This window comes from [Clostridium] celerecrescens 18A (assembly GCF_002797975.1).
In the GTDB taxonomy this organism is placed as follows: domain Bacteria; phylum Bacillota; class Clostridia; order Lachnospirales; family Lachnospiraceae; genus Lacrimispora; species Lacrimispora celerecrescens.
Genome location: NZ_PGET01000001.1, coordinates 1,746,030 through 1,764,308 on the forward strand (window position 1 = coordinate 1,746,030; position 18,279 = coordinate 1,764,308).

At 44.9% G+C, this 18,279-nt stretch carries 17 protein-coding genes and 1 pseudogene; all 18 read right to left on the minus strand.

The window, feature by feature from the left end; all coding sequences use genetic code 11:
- Positions 1 to 214 precede the first annotated feature (214 nt).
- Entirely contained in the window at positions 215 to 913 is a 699-nt protein-coding gene (locus tag H171_RS08250; protein WP_100304702.1) for a YoaK family protein, read from the minus strand.
- A 209-nt stretch (positions 914 to 1,122) separates the two neighbouring features.
- On the minus strand, positions 1,123 to 1,743 hold the full coding sequence (locus H171_RS08255) for a dihydroxyacetone kinase subunit L (RefSeq protein ID WP_100304703.1): 621 nt from the start codon (positions 1,741 to 1,743) through the stop codon (positions 1,123 to 1,125).
- 11 nt (positions 1,744 to 1,754) lie between these two features.
- Complete coding sequence (locus H171_RS08260; protein WP_100304704.1) at positions 1,755 to 2,762, minus strand: dihydroxyacetone kinase subunit DhaK; 1,008 nt, start codon at positions 2,760 to 2,762, stop codon at positions 1,755 to 1,757.
- 105 nt (positions 2,763 to 2,867) lie between these two features.
- Positions 2,868 to 2,954: pseudogene (locus tag H171_RS24880) on the minus strand (histidine phosphatase family protein); the annotation flags it as partial.
- A 15-nt stretch (positions 2,955 to 2,969) separates the two neighbouring features.
- Complete coding sequence (locus H171_RS08270; protein WP_100304705.1) at positions 2,970 to 3,641, minus strand: class II aldolase/adducin family protein; 672 nt, start codon at positions 3,639 to 3,641, stop codon at positions 2,970 to 2,972.
- Positions 3,626 to 5,722: a BglG family transcription antiterminator gene (locus tag H171_RS08275; protein WP_100304706.1), complete on the minus strand. Its 2,097-nt coding sequence runs from the start codon at positions 5,720 to 5,722 to the stop codon at positions 3,626 to 3,628. The genes H171_RS08270 and H171_RS08275 overlap by 16 nt, the downstream gene beginning before the upstream one ends.
- A 1-nt stretch (position 5,723) precedes the next feature.
- A complete protein-coding gene (locus H171_RS08280; RefSeq protein ID WP_100304707.1) occupies positions 5,724 to 7,085 on the minus strand; it encodes a PTS galactitol transporter subunit IIC in 1,362 nt (453 codons plus the stop codon).
- 33 nt (positions 7,086 to 7,118) lie between these two features.
- On the minus strand, positions 7,119 to 7,418 hold the full coding sequence (locus H171_RS08285; RefSeq protein ID WP_100304708.1) for a PTS sugar transporter subunit IIB: 300 nt from the start codon (positions 7,416 to 7,418) through the stop codon (positions 7,119 to 7,121).
- Between the two features lie 33 nt (positions 7,419 to 7,451).
- Positions 7,452 to 7,922: a PTS sugar transporter subunit IIA gene (locus H171_RS08290; protein WP_100304709.1), complete on the minus strand. Its 471-nt coding sequence runs from the start codon at positions 7,920 to 7,922 to the stop codon at positions 7,452 to 7,454.
- A gap of 232 nt (positions 7,923 to 8,154) precedes the next feature.
- Positions 8,155 to 9,228 carry a lactonase family protein gene (locus tag H171_RS08295; RefSeq protein ID WP_100304710.1) on the minus strand — a complete coding sequence of 358 codons (1,074 nt, stop codon included), beginning with the start codon at positions 9,226 to 9,228 and terminating at the stop codon, positions 8,155 to 8,157.
- Positions 9,229 to 9,424: 196 nt separating this feature from the next.
- On the minus strand, positions 9,425 to 10,651 hold the full coding sequence (pepT, locus tag H171_RS08300) for a peptidase T (RefSeq protein WP_100304711.1): 1,227 nt from the start codon (positions 10,649 to 10,651) through the stop codon (positions 9,425 to 9,427).
- Positions 10,652 to 10,680: 29 nt separating this feature from the next.
- Positions 10,681 to 12,171: a hypothetical protein gene (locus H171_RS08305; protein WP_100304712.1), complete on the minus strand. Its 1,491-nt coding sequence runs from the start codon at positions 12,169 to 12,171 to the stop codon at positions 10,681 to 10,683.
- A 122-nt stretch (positions 12,172 to 12,293) separates the two neighbouring features.
- On the minus strand, positions 12,294 to 13,580 hold the full coding sequence (hisIE, locus tag H171_RS08310; protein ID WP_100304713.1) for a bifunctional phosphoribosyl-AMP cyclohydrolase/phosphoribosyl-ATP diphosphatase HisIE: 1,287 nt from the start codon (positions 13,578 to 13,580) through the stop codon (positions 12,294 to 12,296).
- Positions 13,580 to 14,320 carry a 1-(5-phosphoribosyl)-5-[(5-phosphoribosylamino)methylideneamino]imidazole-4-carboxamide isomerase gene (hisA, locus tag H171_RS08315; RefSeq protein WP_100304714.1) on the minus strand — a complete coding sequence of 247 codons (741 nt, stop codon included), beginning with the start codon at positions 14,318 to 14,320 and terminating at the stop codon, positions 13,580 to 13,582. Before hisA ends, hisIE begins: the two co-directional genes overlap by 1 nt.
- A gap of 12 nt (positions 14,321 to 14,332) precedes the next feature.
- Entirely contained in the window at positions 14,333 to 14,920 is a 588-nt protein-coding gene (gene hisB / locus H171_RS08320; RefSeq protein ID WP_100304715.1) for an imidazoleglycerol-phosphate dehydratase HisB, read from the minus strand.
- Between the two features lie 73 nt (positions 14,921 to 14,993).
- Complete coding sequence (hisD, locus tag H171_RS08325; protein ID WP_100304716.1) at positions 14,994 to 16,292, minus strand: histidinol dehydrogenase; 1,299 nt, start codon at positions 16,290 to 16,292, stop codon at positions 14,994 to 14,996.
- The gene (gene hisG, locus H171_RS08330) at positions 16,289 to 16,939 is read right to left on the minus strand and encodes an ATP phosphoribosyltransferase (protein WP_100304717.1); all 651 of its coding nucleotides are present in this window, start codon (positions 16,937 to 16,939) and stop codon (positions 16,289 to 16,291) included. The genes hisD and hisG overlap by 4 nt, the downstream gene beginning before the upstream one ends.
- Positions 16,940 to 16,951: 12 nt before the next feature.
- Complete coding sequence (gene hisZ, locus H171_RS08335) at positions 16,952 to 18,214, minus strand: ATP phosphoribosyltransferase regulatory subunit (protein WP_100304718.1); 1,263 nt, start codon at positions 18,212 to 18,214, stop codon at positions 16,952 to 16,954.
- Between the last annotated feature and the right edge of the window lie 65 nt (positions 18,215 to 18,279).

Sequence of the window (18,279 nt, forward strand, 5' to 3'; positions counted from 1 at the left end):
TGTTGTAAAGCTGTCAATGAAAACCAGCGGTTGCCTGACATTGCGGCCGCTTCGTTTTCCCCAACGAACCATTCTTAATGATACTTTGCATAATTATAGGATACTTTCGGTGATTAATCAACTCCAAAATTACCTGTGGGGATCCGGACTTGGAAAAACTCATAGAACACAGAAATAGGCTACCCGGCATCCGTAGCTGGAATCTCTTTCTTTACTAAAGCAGAGGCTGGCCAGCTTTTTGTCCTTTCTTTTCTATACCAACGGTTATCCAGGATACCAAAAGCAGCACACAGGCCATCCAAATCGCCTTTTCTCCCAACCGGTAGGATAGCCAGCCCCCAGTAAGGGCTCCGGTGAAAAAGGCCAACAAGATTCCTGTGTAATGATATGCTCTTCTCCGGCACATTTTATCCTTTCTGACAAAACCTTCATAATACATTTCCGCACAGGAACGCATATTTCCCGTACAAAAAACCGGCGCATAGGCGGCATTTCCTCCAAAGTTCCGGAAGGTACAAAATTGCACCGCAGCGGCAAATGAAACCGCTGTATTGGCAAACAGGTGTGGCAGGGTGTGAGGAATGAAGCCGACCAAAAACAATACGGCAATTTCCAGAAACAAAATACCCGATATCCAATGGGTGTGTTTTTCTTTATAAATTTTATAAAAAATATGCCTTGCGAGAAAAACCCCCAGCCAGAACGCTCCGATGGGTACAAATGCCTGCCCCATGCCTTTATAATCCTTTGAGAGGAAACGAATTGCAGCCAGAACGAAATTTCCTGTCTGGCCGGTGGCAAATACATTGCCTCTGTCAACATAAGAATAAGCATCCATTAATCCGCCTATTGCAGCCAAAAGCATGTGAAATCCGATGTGGTCAGTAAACTTTATATTTGATTCATTTCCCATATGCCAATATCTCCTTAATTCCTAATGCCCATGGCCTCCTAACATTATAGTACATTCCTTCAGCAAGTACAAGGGCAGTTGTGGCCGATGAGCAGGATACCGTTAATCCTAATGTAAGCCCGAATCTCGGCATCCATGATTAAAAGCGCGAAACCGGCAATGCCGGTTTCACGCTTCCACATCAATACTCCCCTGATCATAATATTTTTTTACTTAGCCCCATAATAACTGGCAATCCCCTTAAATATCAACGTTCCAACAACCGAACCGCCGTCTAAAATGCCAATGCTTCGATCTGCCGAATAAGCGGCACGTCCATGGACTGCCCGCATCTGCCGTGTGGCTTCTGAACCCTGTCCTGCTGCCTTCTCCGCTTCTATTACTGCCATTTCAGGATCAGATGCATATGAAACCAGGGCCTCTGCTCCCGGATACAGGGAATCAAGAATGGTCTTCTCTCCCACCTTTGATTCCGCCTTTTCCATGATGTTTTCCACTGCCGCAAGCAACGCCCCGGCTGCCTCTTCAAAGCTCGCCACTTCTTTTCCCTTTAACGCTTTTGCTAAGCCCATAAAGCCAAAAGAAGTGATCGTTCCCAAGGAAGATGGGGCGGAGGCATTGAACACCTTGCCGCATGCCAGGAAAAGTTTCCCAAGATCCTTTTCCTCCGCAGTTTTTAAAAATTCCACCACTGCCCGGTAGCCGTCCTCCATAGAAATTCCTAGGTCCCCATCCCCGTTTACCTGATCCAGTTCCACCAGATAATCCCGGTTTACAGACATTTCCTTACTGACCGCTTCCAGGATTCCTTTTACTGATTCCCGATTCATGCTTATTCCCCCTATTTATTTGCATTTGTATAGAACGGAGTTTCTGCCGGAGCCAGAAGCAATTCCTTTAATTCCTGATCCAGTTTAAATATCGTTACAGAAAGGCCGGCCATTTCCATAGATGTAGCATATTCCCCTATGTGGGGCATTACAATGCTGACTCCTGAACGGGAAAGGATCTGATGCACTTTTCTGTACACAATTAACTGTTCCTCCAAGGGGGTTCCACCAAGGCCATTGACCATTACGGACACTTCGTCCCCGTCTTTCAAAGGCATATCCTTCGTGATCGTATTCACCAGCGTTTCTGCTATTTCGTCGGCGGTCATCATCTTCCTCACCTCAATACCCGCTTCTCCATGAATCCCCATTCCAATCTCAATCTTATCATCTGCTATGGAAAAGGTCGGTTTTCCAGCCTTGGGAACAATGCAGGGAGACAGGGCAACGCCCATAGAACGAATGTTGTTTAAGGCTTTGGCTGTTACATCCGCCACTTCCTCTAAGTTCCTCCTGTTATCGGCTGCTGCTCCCGCTATTTTAAAGGCATATACCATGCCTGCAACACCCCGGCGCTTCTCTGCATTTTCCTGGGAAGAGCTGGCAACATCATCCTTTACAAGTACTGCTTTTGTTTGAATATCGTCAAATTCCACTTCCTCACAAGCCATATTGAAATTAAAGCGGTCGCCGTTATAGTTTCCGTATAAACACAGCACGCCATTTCCCCTGTCACAGGCGCGGATCATGTCAGCCATCTTAGCCGCTGCCGGGGAAGCAAAGACTTCCCCTACTGCACAGCCGTCCAGCAGCCCTTTCCCAACATATCCTAAAAATACCGGAAGATGTCCGCTTCCCCCTGCTGTTACTACGCCGACCTTCCCCTCCTTGACCGGATAATTGGAAACCAGCACATGATAATCATTATGTAACAGCTTCACCTTATCACCATATGCACAGATAATGCCTTCCATGGTATCCTGCACGAACGCGTCCGCACTATTGATAATCTTTTTCATATAATCCCTTTCTTTCTATGGTTCAGATCTACCTAATTTTCCTTTACTCCCCAAGCACTGCGAAGCAGCTCCGGATATGGCTCCAAATGGGCATAATCATTAAACCTGGCGGATCCCTTCTTCCGAAATGGGCACATCCACATTGCATCGTTTAACACATTGCCGTCCATGCCGGATCAGATACAGCTTCAAAGATCAATTTCCTCCTTATCTTTCATTGGAAAACGAAATCTCTTTCGGATATTCCCACCGCTGCAGCTCCTCCTGAGCAAAGCCAACCGGCTCTTTTCCTCCGCCTGCTGTCAATGCCAGATAATATAATTCTGCCAGTTCTTCAATATAAGCGGCCTTTAAAAATGCTTCATAAACATCACGTTCATCCAACGCAACGGCTCCATGCTTTTCCAGTAAAAAGCAATCTGCCTCCAGGCAGCTTTCAATGACGCTGTCCGCCAGTCCAGTGGTTCCCGGACGTCCATAGGGAGCAACAGGGACGCGGGCTTTTGTCAGGCCTAAGTTAGCCACTTCATACACAACTGCCGGAATCGGCTTGTTTAGTAAGGCAAATGCAGTGGCATAGGCAGAGTGTGTATGGGCAATTGCCGCTGCTTTAGGTCTCTGCCGGTAGATCATAAGATGCATCAGGGTTTCGCTGGTCGGCCTTAAGCCAGACAAGTTTTCAATAACCCTGGCCTCCAGATCCATAACTACCATATCCCTTGGAGTCAGCAAGTCCCGGTCAACGCTAGTTGGAGTAATGATTACATAACCGGTTACTAAATCCCTTGCACTGAAATTTCCGGACTTATGCTTACACAAACCATCTCTCTGAGCACGTTTTGCAATTTCACACACATCCTTTTTTAATGTTTCAAGCATTCTAATCTCCTCTTTTCTTCTTCATTTTCGCAGACCAGCTGCAGTAATTCCAAAATATCATCTGCTGTCTTTGCCTCCTTTATGGAAGCCAGCTTCTTTTCATCTTCTAAAATATTGATTAACTGGTTTAACGCTGCCAAATGGCTCTCATAATCCGGAGTTGCCAGTACAAAAATCACCTTTACCTCCATGTAATCATGCACCATTATGTTCTGAGGAAGCAAAAGCATGGATAATCCTACATCATATACTCCTGCATCGATTCCAGCATGAGCAATCATGACATGGTCTGCAATTAGCATGATCTGCTGATGTTCGATAATATTAGAGATAATCGTTTCAACATATTGGTATTTGATAATATTTTTATAAAGCAGGGGAACTGCTGCAAATTCTATGGCTTCCTTCCAGCCCATGCGTTCCTTAATGATCCTGATGTTGGATCTTGTCAGCAATTCCCTTAGTTCCGGTTTCCTTTTCTCTATGGTTTCTCCTTCTCTCCGGTCAGACTGTACCATGTATGAGTCAATTTCCATTCTCAGCTTCTGAAACACACTTTCATTTGTATGCTTTTTTATGATTTGGAGGATAGTCTCTACCTGGGGAAAGATCTCCCCTGAACTTTTCAGGCTATCAAATACATTTTTACGAAGCTTCTTTCTTCTTTCCTTGTCCAGCAAAGGTTCAATCACAAATTGTTTTTTTGATGTCTTTAAGGACGCTGTCGTAAATACCAGGTCAAAGTCTTCCTCGTACTGATAGAATTGGCGCGCCGACATATAGTTCAGAAAGTCGATTTCCGGAAAGGTGTGCTTTAATGAGGTCAGAAGAAAATGGGATACTGTAATACCGTTCTGGCATACCACCACCGCCCTTGGGCGTCTGTCTGTTTTCTCTTCCTCATCCTCTCTGCTGGTCTGGGCAATAAAAATCAGGGTAATATAAACAAGTTCACTTTCCGGAAATGACATTCCGATTATTTTTTCCAGAGGCGTCACAGACTTTTTCACCATGTCATGTACTTCCTGGTAAGCAGGAAGTACGTATTCGGAAATATCGGGGCCTATATGAAAATTATATCTGATGCGGTACAGGGCAGGCAGGCTGTGGTTCATGAGCAAATGTAAGGTATTCTCTTTATTCTCAAAGCAAATGCAGGCGATCCGCTCAAAATTGCGGATGGTTTCCTCCACTGCCTGATAAACCTCTTCCTGCCCTGCAACAGCCTCCAAATGGGTGTTGATCTTCATGCTCTGGATATGGGCGGTAAAGTACATTGTTTCCTGAATGCTGTTTACCCCCTCGGCAGACAGGCAGGATTTGATCACCATATATTCCTTTGTTCCTGCCACATGACGGAAGGTTTCCGGAACTATATCTAAAGCCATACCGTCCCGGATCCGCCTCAGCACCAGGGCGAAAAAGCACCGGTTCACTTCGATCATTTCGTCCGTAAAACGGGTCTTCAATTCTCCTTCAATGGTTTCCGTCATATTCCGCATATGCTCCATCTGCTTTTGAGTGATCTTTCCGATCCGAAAAACCGCTGCCTGCTGCCCACGTCCTGACAAAATATTTCGCAGTACCAGAAACAGCCGCTGCCTCAAATCATATTCCCGGCCTTCAAGCTGGTAGCCTTTTACCCTGCTGTATGTAAGTTGAATGCTTGAATCAGGCAGTTCATCCTTTAAGCGCTTTAAATCCGAAAGTACGGTATTTTTACTGGCCTTTAACTCAGTTATGAAATGCTGCAGCGAAAGTTCCTGCTGTTTTGAAAGCAGCATCAGCTGTATGATATCTCCCCGCTCATCCCTGGAAAGCCAGACATCCTGATTTTCCTGTTCCAGACGGGTGAAATCCAGTTGTTCTATGATCTCATTTGGGATGAGAATCCTCCCGTTATTCACCCGTTCCAGAATCGGCAGCTGCTGTTCCTCCAGATATTCATTAATTCTAGTAATCCCATACTCCAGTTGTTTTCTTGACAGATGCAATTTTGCTTCCAGAGCCTTTCCCGTAACAGATGCACTATGATTAATAATTTCTTTCAAAATCAAGCAATTCCGTTGGCCGATTTTCATGTTACGCTCTTTCCTTTGCCAGGTCTTCCTTCTTTTCCTGAATCAGGCTTCTTGAATAGAGTACAAAGGACGCAATCCACAGAACCAGAATAATTAACGGAAGGAAATCTCCCTGCAGCGCCTTTACTGCGTGTGAAAATGCATAAGTAAATATAGGGCCGTCAATGCTTGAGTTTGAAATCATCTGCCCAGGCGCAAGCTCCACCGCTTTTGTGGTATTTGCCAGCTCTGTCATAAAGGGAGCAAAGGCAGTACCCACCCATAAAAATACCGGTGTAAAAATGGTACATTGAATCAGCATGCGCAGGATGTTTCCCCTGCACACCAGGTATGCTGGTACTGCAATGGCAATATTAATGATACCCGCAAAAGGTAAGATCTTATTGCCGGGAAGGATAAAGGACATAATAAGGGTCACTGGCACCGTCCAGATAACAGCCAGCCAAATCTCATTGGCCCCGCCAAGAAACGGCCAGTCTAAACCTACATACATCTCTCTGTCTGCAAATTTGCTCTGCATAAATTCTGAAACCGCATTGGAGATCGGCTCCAAAGCCTGCATGAAGTATTTTGAGATCACCGGGAATAAGGTGAGGGCAGTGGCACACTGTACTCCAAGAGTTAATATCCCTGCTAAATCGTACCTTGCCAAAGCTCCGAAAATAATTCCTAAAAGGAATCCCAAAATATGATTTTCCGCAAAAATACCTAGCTTTTCTTTTAAATCCTCTGCATTAAATGATTTATTAAGTCCAGGAATCTTCCGAAGGATACAGTCTACAATATACATAGGTGCCGTAAGAAAAACCATCTTATGAGTACAGGTGACTCCCGGAATACCGGAAAGCTTACTGATACGGTGCTGATGGAAATCAGCGGATTTCAGTTCAAAAACCACCTGAACTGCCGCAACGACAAACGCCACGATTACATTGCCGGTTATGTAGTATACTGCAACAGCCGTAAAGATTTTACCCCATACATTCCATAAATCTGCATTAAAGGTATCCGTCTTGTTCATGGCCAGCATGATAATATTAATGACGATTAAAAGGGGAAACATCAAAAATGCATAAGGCCAGGACCAGGAAATCGTGGACATTGTGGTCCAGCCCCCATCGGTAATGGGAAGATCAATACCGGAAAACTTTAACATGGCAGTTGCTGCCGGTGTGATCACTCCGGTCATGTAGTTGATCAGCATGCTCATTCCGGAAAATGCTACACCAAGGGTTATGCCTGATGAAACAGCGTCTTTTACTTTCATTTTAACAATTAACCCGGCTATGATAATGATTACCGGTACAAATACAGCAGCCCCAAGCCCCAGAAAGAAATTTACAGTATTTGCTAACATCTGCATCCTCTTTACCTCCTTATTTTACAAACTCTAAATTTATAGATTCATCTTTTTGTAGTCCGCGATTGCTTTCAGCAGTTTATCAAACTCCTGGTCTTTCCCAATGCCTGTGAGAAATGCGATTCCATTGATCACAGGAATCGGATATTCCTTGGCATTTTTTACTATGGTAATATAGGCTGCGCTGCCGTCCATATAACGGTCAACAGACTTTAAATCCACTGCCTCCACTAAAGCATCCACTTTCTTTTCCTTTAACATGCGGTTTACCTTGCTTGCTACTGTCTGTGAAGTAGCCACTCCGCTTCCGCAGGCTACAATAACTCTGATTCCCATGGTCAAAACCCTCCTCTGATTTCATACGGATCCTTACGATTCCATACCCTTGATGCCGCAGACCAGCTCAAAGTATTCATCTGCTGTTTTGGCATTGTTTAAACGCTCCATTAATTCCTCATTCTGAAAATTCTCCACCAATATCTGCAGCAGATCGATGTGTTCATCTGATTTTAAAAATCCCAGCATAAATATAAATCTGACTTGATGGACTTCATCATTGTTTGCCATTTCCCTCCATTCAACAGCTTCTTTCAGCCGAATAGGAGCAATAAACGGCCGGATGATCTGGCTGATATCTGTATGGGGAATGGCAACCGGATAGGGCTTAATGGGTAGTGCTGTGGGATAGCTTTCTTCCCTTACCTTTAGTGACTCCAGATAAGTTTCTTTCACAAATCCTCTTTTAAACAGAATGTCTGCCATCCGTTTAAATACTTCGGTCTGGTCCGCCGCTTCTAAGTCCAGCTGAACCAGGTCCCGAAATAACATATCCTTTTTCAAATGTAACCTCCTTTAATGCTTATCATTTACCGGTAATAATCAAGCAATTTGTTATGTGCAAATTATACCATTGCACTATCCCCTTATCTACAACCGTTGTGTACAATTATCAATTTCCCCATTGCGCAAAATTGGACTCACGCAAAAAAAGACCAGTCTTCAAATGTTGACAGACCAGTCGTTTTCTTTATAAGATTGCTATTGTTATACAGGCTTTTGCCATTTCCACTAATTACATCCGGAAAAATCGGATGCACACCGGCGCCCCGGTATTTATCTGATTTACCTGATTCATATGACCATTTTCTTTGATTTCAAAAACTGTGATTGTATCACTGTCTTGATTGCCAACTAAAATATACGCTCCAGTCAGGTCAATTGCAAAATTCCGAGGCGTTTTTCCACCGCAGAATTGTCTTTCGACGAATGTCAGACTTCCATCCTCTTCGATTTGATAGCAAGCCAGACTATCATGTCCACGATTCGATGCATAGAGAAATTTTCCATCTGGAGTAATATGAAGGTCAGAACATGTGTTGTTCCCGGTAAAATCCGATGGAAGTGTATTTACGGCATTCTGAAATTCCATCTTGCCGTCAACATATGTAAAATGCATTACCTGCGAACTAATTTCATTAATCAAATAGAAATGCTTCCCATCTTTTCCGAACTCTCCGTATCTGGGGCCGCTTCCTGCAGGCACACGAACCGAAGCGCTATCCTCAGTATATGCAACGCTTCCTTCATATCGATATGCCACAAGCTTATCAATTCCCAGATCAGAGACATAAAGCGATTCCTGATCCGGTGCAAAAATACAGCTATGTGCATGGGGCCTTTCCTGGCGTGACTGATGAATACTGCTTCCCTCATGTTTAAATAACTGGCAATCATTTTTAACATTTCCTTTTTCATCAATTGGATACACAGTCACGGAGCCACTGGAATAATTAGCTATAGCAGCAAATTGTCCGTTTGGCCCAATCGCAATATGACATGGGTCTTCCCCATAAGTATTCCAGCTACCTTCTATGCTCATATTGCCTTCTTCATCATAAGTGAGCTGGGTCATACCGCCGCCGGTCTTTCCCAGATATTCTTTCATCTCATTAACTGCATAAATCTTTTTATTTATCTCATCTACACATAGGAAAGAAGGATTTTTGACTGCAATTTCTTTTTTTATTTCTATCTTGCCGTCTTCAAATGTACAGAATGAAATTCCCTTTCCTTTTCCTTGAAATACTTCACCTGTTCCAAATAAAATTGGTTCCGTGTAACTGCCAATAACAAAATATTGTTTCAAAGTTCTTATTCCATCCTTTCTACCAGCTCCACCCAACAGCCGGGCTTGTTGGTTCGTTATGGTTTACTTAAGGCTGAAAGCATAAAATCACCTCCAAAAATCAAAGTAGAATTCTACTATGGTTTATGAGTAGGATTCTACTTTGTCAATAGCTGCCTTTTTAATCGGAATGGCAGGGTACTGTTCCCTCTGCATTTTATCTTTCTGTAAATTTCTCTACGATTTTAAGAAGCAGTTCTACCACCTTCTCCATGGACTGAACGGGAATAAACTCAAACTTTCCATGGTAGTTATAACCACCGGTGCACAGGTTTGGACAAGGAAGCCCTTCATAAGACAAACGGGCTCCATCCGTGCCTCCGCGGATGGGTGTTACCAGAGGTTCTATTCCGATTTCCTCCATGGAAGTCTTTGCTATATCGATCAGGTACATGTGAGGCTGGATCTTTTCCTTCATATTATAGTAACTGTCCTTTAAAGTAAGTTCCACGGTCCCTGCATGATAGCGGCTGTTGAGATATTCCGCCACCCTCTCCATAAATGCCTTTTTCTCTTCAAATCTTTCTTTGCTGTGATCCCGGATAATATAATCCATACGGGCTTCTTCCACCGTTCCGCTCATAGAATCCAAATGGAAAAATCCCTCATATCCTTCTGTATACATAGGATTTTCAGCAGCTGGAAGCATGCTGTGGAACTCCATGGCCATCAGCAGGGCATTCCTCATTCTTCCTTTGGAAGATCCTGGGTGGATGCTTGAGCCGTGCACCCGGACCTTTGCGGAAGCAGCATTGAAATTCTCATACTCCAGTTCTCCTAATCCACCGCCGTCTACGGTATAAGCCACATCTGCTCCAAAGCCCTTTACATCAAAGAAATCTGCGCCTCTTCCAACCTCTTCATCCGGTGTAAAGCCAATGCGGATGGTTCCATGAGGAATCTCCGGATGGGATAAAAGATACTCCGCCATAGCCATGATCTCGGCAACTCCGGCTTTGTCATCCGCCCCCAACAGGGTGGTTCCGTCCGTTGTAATGATATCCTGCCCCTTGTACTTTAACAAATCCGGAAAATCGCTTGCACTCATGACCAGTCCGGTTTCTTTATTCAACAGGATATCACCGCCGTCATAATTTTTCACGATCTGCGGCTTTACTCCCGTCCCGGAATATGCAGGTGCGGTATCCATATGGGCAATTAAGCCAAGTACCGGGACAGGCTTATCCATGGTGGCAGGTATGGTAGCGTAAACGTAGCTATGCTCATCCACCATCACATGCTCCGCCTTCATGGCCTGAAGCTGGGCCGCCAGTTCTCTGGCTAACACCCGCTGCTTTTCCGTACTGGGAACTGCCTCCATATCCTCCTTAGACTGTGTGTCAAAGGATATATACTTTAAAAAATTATCTAATACTTGTGACATATTCAAATCGCCTCTTTTTCTAAAATTTATTATTCCATATTTAAAATGGCTTTTATAGCTCCTGCCGCGGACCATACAGACAGGCCGAAACCAATGGCTAGGTCAATGAAAAATCCTCTCCACATATCCATATCGGACATCAGCTTTCCAAAATTGGAGAAAACATAGGCCAAGGTTTCAAAGCTGGCTTCATACTGGAAGTATCCCCTTGTTATGGATACGGCATAATCCAGAAGATTGGCTCCAATGATCATTCCGGCTGTTATAATAAGACAAATGACGGCTCCCTTTTTATCCAGTGATCCTCCAAACTTCTGATAGCCGCTTAAGGCAAGCTTCAGCATAACAAACCCTGCTATTCCTGCAACAAATCCAACCTGACCGATGAGCACCCACAGCCCCACTCCTAAAAGAGAGGCAAACAGGGCCCCGATTATACCAAAGAGTGGATTGGACGGCTTCTGATCAAGGGATGCGGATATCTGAAGGATTGCTTCCGGATCCACATTTTCAGGGTACATGCGGTATGTACCGTCCAGTATATCTTCCGGCAATTCCTCTTTTTTATCCTCAATTTTCCTTTTCACCTGGGAGATTAGTTCCAAGAACCCATCCTTGTTCTTTCTTCCCCCCATAGCAAGGGTATGGTATTTTTGATCCTTTGTTTCAACCATAAGCCTTATTCCCGTTGCAGAGGAGGTATCATAAATCCGCGCAACAGCCTCATATGGGATGATATCAAATCCCTCTGCATTGGCAATGATATAATCATTGGTCAAATAAAGCTGTTCTTTTTCATAGGAGGAGGTATTGGCCCGATTAAGCTGTCTGTCTAATGCAAGCAGTCTTTCTCCTGTCCATGCCTTTAAGGTAATCCGGCTTATCTTAAACCTCCGGCTGTTAAGCTTCCATACCAAAATCAAAGTTCCTGCCAGAGCGGCCAGAAATCCGTACGAAAAAACGAGAGAAATTGTTTCCGAAGCATTGGAGGCCGGCATTCTGGTGGTATCCAGATAGTATTCTCCGAAATAATCCGAAAAATTATCCTCCGTTACAAGTTTCTCTCCCCACATCTCATTGTAGCTCTCTATGGCATACTCCCGGATATCAGCCTCAATGCGCGACGACATGCCGTAAAAAACCACAGGCTCCGGTTCTTCCTCGGACTCATCGTACAAATAGGATTGAATCTGTAAATATTCCTCAGGCAGGTTCCCGTGGACCTGTACGATATAAGGAAGCAGGTTTTCATCGTAAGCAAAGTAATAATGATTGGTTTCCTTAAAATCCGACGCAAACTCCCAGGTCATCATTTGAGCCTTTAAGCTGCTGTAAATATCTGCGCCATCATACACATGAAACTCCATCGGTTCCACATCAGGCTTCGTATTTCCCACAAGTTTCATGCCAATTCCTGCAACAAAAAACGAAACGGCGGTGATATACAGGAAAATAACAGGTAACACCCAGTGGTAAATCCGTGTCATCCGTTTCATCCTGCCAGACATCTGTTCTTTCATACCCATAGCCTCCCATAATTTCCATTTTTTTATTATACCATGGAACAATCAGGCTGTCCATGGCTCTATGTACACAAAAAACGCTGGAAAAGCAAGCAGCCTTCCCAGCGTTTTTATAAGGTTTATCGGTTGGACAGTTCCCTGGTAATATCTTCCCAGGATACTCCTTTATAAGCCATAAGCACCATCATATGATAAAGGAAATCTGAAATTTCGTATTTTACTTCCTCCGGATTTGGATTTTTGGCTGCTATTACAATTTCCGTTGACTCTTCTCCCAGCTTTTTCAATATCTTGTCAAGACCTTTGTCAAACAGATAATTGGTATAGGAACCTTCCTTTGGATTTGTCTTTCTGTCAAGGATTACATGAAATACCTCTTCAAACACCTTTAAGGGATTGCTCTCCTGATACTCTTTTTTAACAAGATTCTGATAAAAACAGCTTCTCGCCCCTGTATGGCAGGCGGCTCCGATCTGGTTCACTTTTGCTAACAGCGTATCATTGTCGCAATCCAGGGCCAGGGACTTCACATACTGATAGTGGCCGGAGGTTTCTCCCTTCCGCCAAAGGCTTTTACGGCTTCTGCTGTAATAGGTCATACATCCGGTCTTAAGTGTTTCGTGAAAGGCTTCTTCGTTCATATAGGCCAGCATGAGCACTTCTCCTGTCCTGTAATCCTGGGTGATTACAGGAATCAGGCCATCATCGCCCAGCTTAAACTGGTCAAAGCTTACCGGGCTTTCAAAGGTATCCACTCCGATTCCAAGGGCTTTTAAATCCTGCTTCAAATCCATGCAGTTGGCTTCCCCGTCAAAGCTTCCCACCAGGCCTTTCACATTTTCCACCCCAAGGGCATAGGCTAAGAGATCTGCATCTTCCCCGCAGCCGGTGATCAAAAAGTCCTCCTCACAAGATGAAACGGCCTGGAGTTTTTCCTCTGTAACGCCCTCCCCCAGGATCATGAAAGAAGCACCCAGCTGGGCGTATTCCTTGGTCCGCTCCAAATACGAACAGTCCGGAAGATAAGCATAAATCTTATCATCTCCAAACCTGTCCGCCGCTTCCTTCATCAAATCCACATTTTCATCAAGGCTTACATCAAGAAATGCTGCCTTTGCTCCTGCATAAAGGTATTTCTTCACATCCTCCAGCCGTCTGACTCTTCCTCCTAAAATCACAGGAATATCAGACAGTCTTGCAACTTCCTTCATAAGGCCGATTGTCCGTTCATGATCTTCCTCTGACTCAGATAAATCATGCAGAAAGAGCTCGTCGGCTCCGCTGTCACCGTAAAAACAGGCCAGTGTCAAAAGATTTTCCCCATAGCACGCCTTTTGATCATCAAGCCTTACTGCCTTCCCCTCCCGGATTCCAAAACCTGCAATTAGTTTTTTATATTCCATCATCATATCCTCCCCTGATGATTCTGCTTTTCAAAGGCTTCAATGGCTTCCTTTAAATCGATCCGATTTTCATACAACGCCTTCCCGATGATGGCACCACGGACACCTGCATGATAAAGCTGCCTTAAATCTTCCATGGAAGACATTCCTCCGGAGGCAATGATATCCATTCCGGTTTCTTCCGTCAGCCTTTTCGTGTACTCCACATTGGGGCCCGTCAGCATCCCATCCCTGGATATATCGGTATAAACGATATGACGGACGCCGTACTCCTTCATCCTGCTGCAAAGCTCTGATGCGGTGATTCCGCTGATCTTTTCCCAGCCTTCCACCGCTACCATACCATCCTTTGCGTCAACGCCTGCCACGATCCGGTCCTGCCCGAACTTTTTCACCATGTCCCGGATAAATTCCGGATTTTCAACGGCCTTTGTCCCGATGATTACCCTGGCTACTCCCAGGGAAAGCATGGACCCGACAGCCTCTTCGCTTCGGATGCCGCCGCCTATTTCGATTGGTATGGAAACGGTATCCGCTATTCTTTTGATCACCTTTTCATTTATAGAACGGCCGGCCAAAGCCCCGTCTAGATCTACCAGATGAAGGAATGTGGCTCCCTGGGATTGCCAGAGGGCAGCTACCTCCTCCGGCTTTTGGGAATATACGGTGATCTCCTTAAATTCTCCCTGTTTCAAACGGACGCACTGTCCGTCTTTTAAGTCAATTGCTGGATAAAGCTGCATATGGATTCTCCTTTATAATGTTCCCTTTGTAGACAGTACCCCTGTAATTCTTGGATCAGGGGATGTTGCCTCATCCAAGGCTTTTGCAAATGCTTTGAAGATTCCCTCGATCACATGGTGGTTATTCTCTCCTGCCATTTTTCTGATATGCAGGTTCATTTCAGAAGCATATGAAACAGCATAGAAAAATTCCTTCAGCATTTCCGTCTCAAATTCACCCACCCGTTCGCTGGTAAGCAAAACATCGTAGCTTAAATACGGCCTGCCGGATAGGTCAATGGCACAGAGGACCAAGGTTTCATCCATAGGGAGGATCATGCTTCCGTAACGTCTGATGGATTTTTTATCACCAAGGGCCTGTTTGATGGCAGTTCCCAGGACAATGCCCGTATCTTCAACGGTATGGTGGGTATCTACCTCTAGATCTCCTTTCACCGTCAAGGTTAAGTCAAAAAAGCCATGTCGGGCAAAGCTGTTTAACATGTGATCAAAAAATCCAATCCCCGTTTGGATGTCAGCTTTTCCGCTTCCGTCTAAATCAAGGTTCAGCCGGATATCTGTCTCACGGGTTACCCGGGAAATCTCTGCACTTCGTCCCATATTTAACCTTCTTTCATGTTTATAATTAGGTGAGTCCGCAGTTGCGCTCGCACATAGCACTATTCCGCACTGCTCATTGCTTTCGAGGAAAGCGTACCTTTACAGAGTTTGCATGGGCGGTTAAATGTTCTGCCTCGGCAAATGCTTCGATATCTTCATGGATCTCTTCCAACGCTTCCTTTGAGTAATAAATAATGCTTGATTTCTTTATAAAATCATCCACACTTAAGGCTGAAAAAAATTTCGCCGTCCCATTGGTAGGAAGCACGTGGTTTGGTCCGGCAAAATAGTCTCCAAGAGGCTCCGAACTGTATTCTCCAATAAATATTGCGCCTGCATTATGAATCCTGGTCATATCTTCAAAAGGATTTTTGGTGATGATCTCCAAATGCTCCGGAGCGATCTCATTGACAGCCTGGATGGCTTCCTTCATGGTATCCGCCACTAGGATATATCCGTAATTATCCAAGGACTTTTCAATGATCTCTCTACGGGGCAGTTCCTGGGTGAAGGTTTTTATTTCCTCTGACACCTTCTCAGCCAGTTCCATACTGGTGGTTACTAAAATAGCCGAAGCCAACTCATCATGTTCTGCCTGGGACAATAAATCTGCCGCCACAAAGCGGGGATTGGCGCTCTCATCTGCAAGCACCAGTATCTCACTTGGGCCTGCAATGCTGTCAATGCTTACATGTCCGTAAACAGCCTTTTTTGCCAAAGCCACAAATATATTTCCTGGACCTACGATCTTGTTAACCTTAGGGATGGTTTCTGTACTAAAGGCAAGGGCCGCTACAGCCTGTGCCCCACCTACCTTATAAACTTCGGTCACCCCCGCAAGATGAGCTGCCGTTAAGGTGACAGGATTGACCTTTCCATCCTTTCCCGGCGGAGTCACCATGGCAATGCGTCTAACACCTGCCACTTCTGCCGGAATGATATTCATCAGGACCGAGGACGGGTAAGCAGCCTTTCCGCCTGGAACATAAACACCCACGCTTTCTAATGGTGTGATCTTCTGGCCAAGAATGGTGCCGTCCGGCTTACTGTCAAACCAGCTGTACTGTCTTTGCTTTTCGTGAAACTGGCGGATATTTCTCATGGACTTTTTAAGGATCTCTATAAGCTCCGGATCAACTTCCTTCATGGCTTCTTCAATTTCCTGTCCGGTCACCTTTAGGGTTTCGGCCTTTATTTCCGCCTGATCAAATTCCTTTGTATAGGCAAATACTGCCTGATCTCCATCCCGTTTCACCGTTTCTACGATTTCCTGGACCGTGTCGGCATATGCGCTGTAATTATTAGGATCTCTTTTTAACAGATCAGCAAGAATATTTTGTCTGGAAGTTTCGTTAAGTTTTACAATTCTCATCGGTTTTCCTCCTGCAGCAAGGTACGCAGATCATGGATCAGCTTTGTTATCCTGTCATTCTCCCGTTTCATACTTACCTGATTGACCACCATACGGGCGGATAAGGGGCAGATTTCCTCCAATACCGCAAGCCCGTTTTCCTTAAGGGTGGCACCTGTTTCCACAATGTCCACTATAACCTCGGAAAGCCCTACAATAGGCGCCAGCTCAATGGAGCCGTTAAGCTTTATGATTTCAACAGTCTGATGTTTTTTATTGTAAAAATAGTCCTTGGCAATCGCCGGATATTTGGTGGCTACACGAATCCTTTCATGATGCTTTAAAAGCTCTCCTGCCGATGGCGGGCCGCAGACACACATTCTGCAGGTTCCAATCCCCAGGTTCATGACCTCATAAAGCTTTCTTCCTTCTTCTAAAATGGTATCCTTTCCCACTATGCCAAGGTCAGCCGCCCCATACTCTACGTAGGTAGGCACATCACTGGCCTTCGCAAGAAAGAACCGAATTCCCAGCTCCTCGTTGGTGAAAATCAGCTTCCGGGAATCTTTATCCTTCATTTCTTCACAGGTGATCCCGATTTTTTCAAACATTTCAAGTGACTGTTTTGCAAGCCGCCCCTTTGCCAGGGCAAAAGTCAGATATCTCATACGTACCCCCGATTATTTTAAATATTCCGACAGAGGTATCTCATCTGTACGGTCCAGAATAAGGTTCATGACCTTTACGGAAAACCCGCTTTGGTCCAGATACAGCAGATTATTTAAATCCCGGCGCCTTGCATAAGCCTGATAGTCCTCAAGGGAACGGGCCGGATCCTTCCGCTGAAGCTGAACCGCCATGCCGGACTCCCGGAAATGGCTGGAAAGACGGATTGCATGTTCCCTGGCTTCTTTCTCATAAAGGATCATGGTGTTCACCAGATCAACCTTCATCTCGATCTTCTGCCGGGAAAGGGCCAGTAAAAGCTCATCCACCGAGATTCCGAATCCCACGGCAGGAGCATTTTTACCAAACTGTTCCAAAAGCTTATCGTATCTTCCGCCATTCACTACGTAATCCCCGGTCCCGTAGGTATAAGCCTTAAAAATAATGCCGGTGTAATACTGATACTGACTCAGCATGCCGAGGTCATAGGAAACGTAATCAGAAAGCCCATAACATTCAAGAATCCGGCTTACCTCTTCCAAGCGTTCAATCGCCTTTAGCGCCCGTGGATTGGAGGTCAGTTCCCTGGCAGCCTGGATCTGATCAAGGGATCCAAACAGTTCCGGAAGCTTTAAAAATACCTGTTTTAACTCCGCTTTAATAGGCTGTGCCATCACCAGTTCTTCTACACCAAAATAATTCTTATTTTCAATAAGCTCTCTTAAGGCCTCTTCCATATCCTCATCCATGCCGGCTTCTTCCATCAATCCTTTAAAGAAATCCACTTCACCTAATTCCACCTGGAATTCCGTTAATCCTGCTGCCTTTAAGGCCCTGATTACCATCGCAAGAATTTCTGCATCTGCATCCGGAGAATCGTCTCCGATAAACTCCACTCCTGTCTGGCTGGCTTCCTTAAGCCGGCCCTGATAGCTGGAATTATTGATAAAGGTTCTCTCGATATAACAAAGACGGATGGGCATATCCTCATCCAGAAAATATTTGGCCGCACATCTGGCTATGGCAGGCGTTTCATCCGGACGCAGCACCAAGGTTTGGTTATCCCTGTCAAAAAACTTAAACATCTCCTTTGCCTTGACACTTCCCCGGGACTCGTTGAAAATATCAAAAAATTCGAAGGTGGGAGTTTCAATGTCCTGATATCCGCACAGATGGAAAACCTTTAACATCTTCTCCTGTACAGCAGCCTTTCTCGTACACTCTACTCCATAGATATCCCGGACTCCATCCGGCGTATGTAACAGTTTATTTGCCATAATAACCTCCGTCTTCTGCTTCGATCTTCCATGATAAACCGCCAAAACATGCAGTGAAGAAAAAT

Bases quoted from the DNA above. Each gene is read 5' to 3' on its own strand.
- hisIE (WP_100304713.1), bottom strand. From the start codon at position 13,580: ATGATGGAATATAAAAAACTAATTGCAGGTTTTGGAATCCGGGAGGGG.
- H171_RS08260 (WP_100304704.1), bottom strand. From the start codon at position 2,762: ATGAAAAAGATTATCAATAGTGCGGACGCGTTCGTGCAGGATACCATG.
- hisZ (WP_100304718.1), bottom strand. From the start codon at position 18,214: ATGGCAAATAAACTGTTACATACGCCGGATGGAGTCCGGGATATCTAT.
- H171_RS08280 (WP_100304707.1), bottom strand. From the start codon at position 7,085: ATGCAGATGTTAGCAAATACTGTAAATTTCTTTCTGGGGCTTGGGGCT.
- hisG (WP_100304717.1), bottom strand. From the start codon at position 16,939: ATGAGATATCTGACTTTTGCCCTGGCAAAGGGGCGGCTTGCAAAACAG.
- H171_RS08250 (WP_100304702.1), bottom strand. From the start codon at position 913: ATGGGAAATGAATCAAATATAAAGTTTACTGACCACATCGGATTTCAC.
- H171_RS08285 (WP_100304708.1), bottom strand. From the start codon at position 7,418: ATGGGAATCAGAGTTATTGTAGCCTGCGGAAGCGGAGTGGCTACTTCA.
- hisD (WP_100304716.1), bottom strand. From the start codon at position 16,292: ATGAGAATTGTAAAACTTAACGAAACTTCCAGACAAAATATTCTTGCT.
- hisA (WP_100304714.1), bottom strand. From the start codon at position 14,320: ATGCAGCTTTATCCAGCAATTGACTTAAAAGACGGACAGTGCGTCCGT.
- H171_RS08305 (WP_100304712.1), bottom strand. From the start codon at position 12,171: ATGAAAGAACAGATGTCTGGCAGGATGAAACGGATGACACGGATTTAC.
- hisB (WP_100304715.1), bottom strand. From the start codon at position 14,920: ATGGGACGAAGTGCAGAGATTTCCCGGGTAACCCGTGAGACAGATATC.
- H171_RS08275 (WP_100304706.1), bottom strand. From the start codon at position 5,722: ATGAAAATCGGCCAACGGAATTGCTTGATTTTGAAAGAAATTATTAAT.
- H171_RS08255 (WP_100304703.1), bottom strand. From the start codon at position 1,743: ATGAATCGGGAATCAGTAAAAGGAATCCTGGAAGCGGTCAGTAAGGAA.
- pepT (WP_100304711.1), bottom strand. From the start codon at position 10,651: ATGTCACAAGTATTAGATAATTTTTTAAAGTATATATCCTTTGACACA.
- H171_RS08270 (WP_100304705.1), bottom strand. From the start codon at position 3,641: ATGCTTGAAACATTAAAAAAGGATGTGTGTGAAATTGCAAAACGTGCT.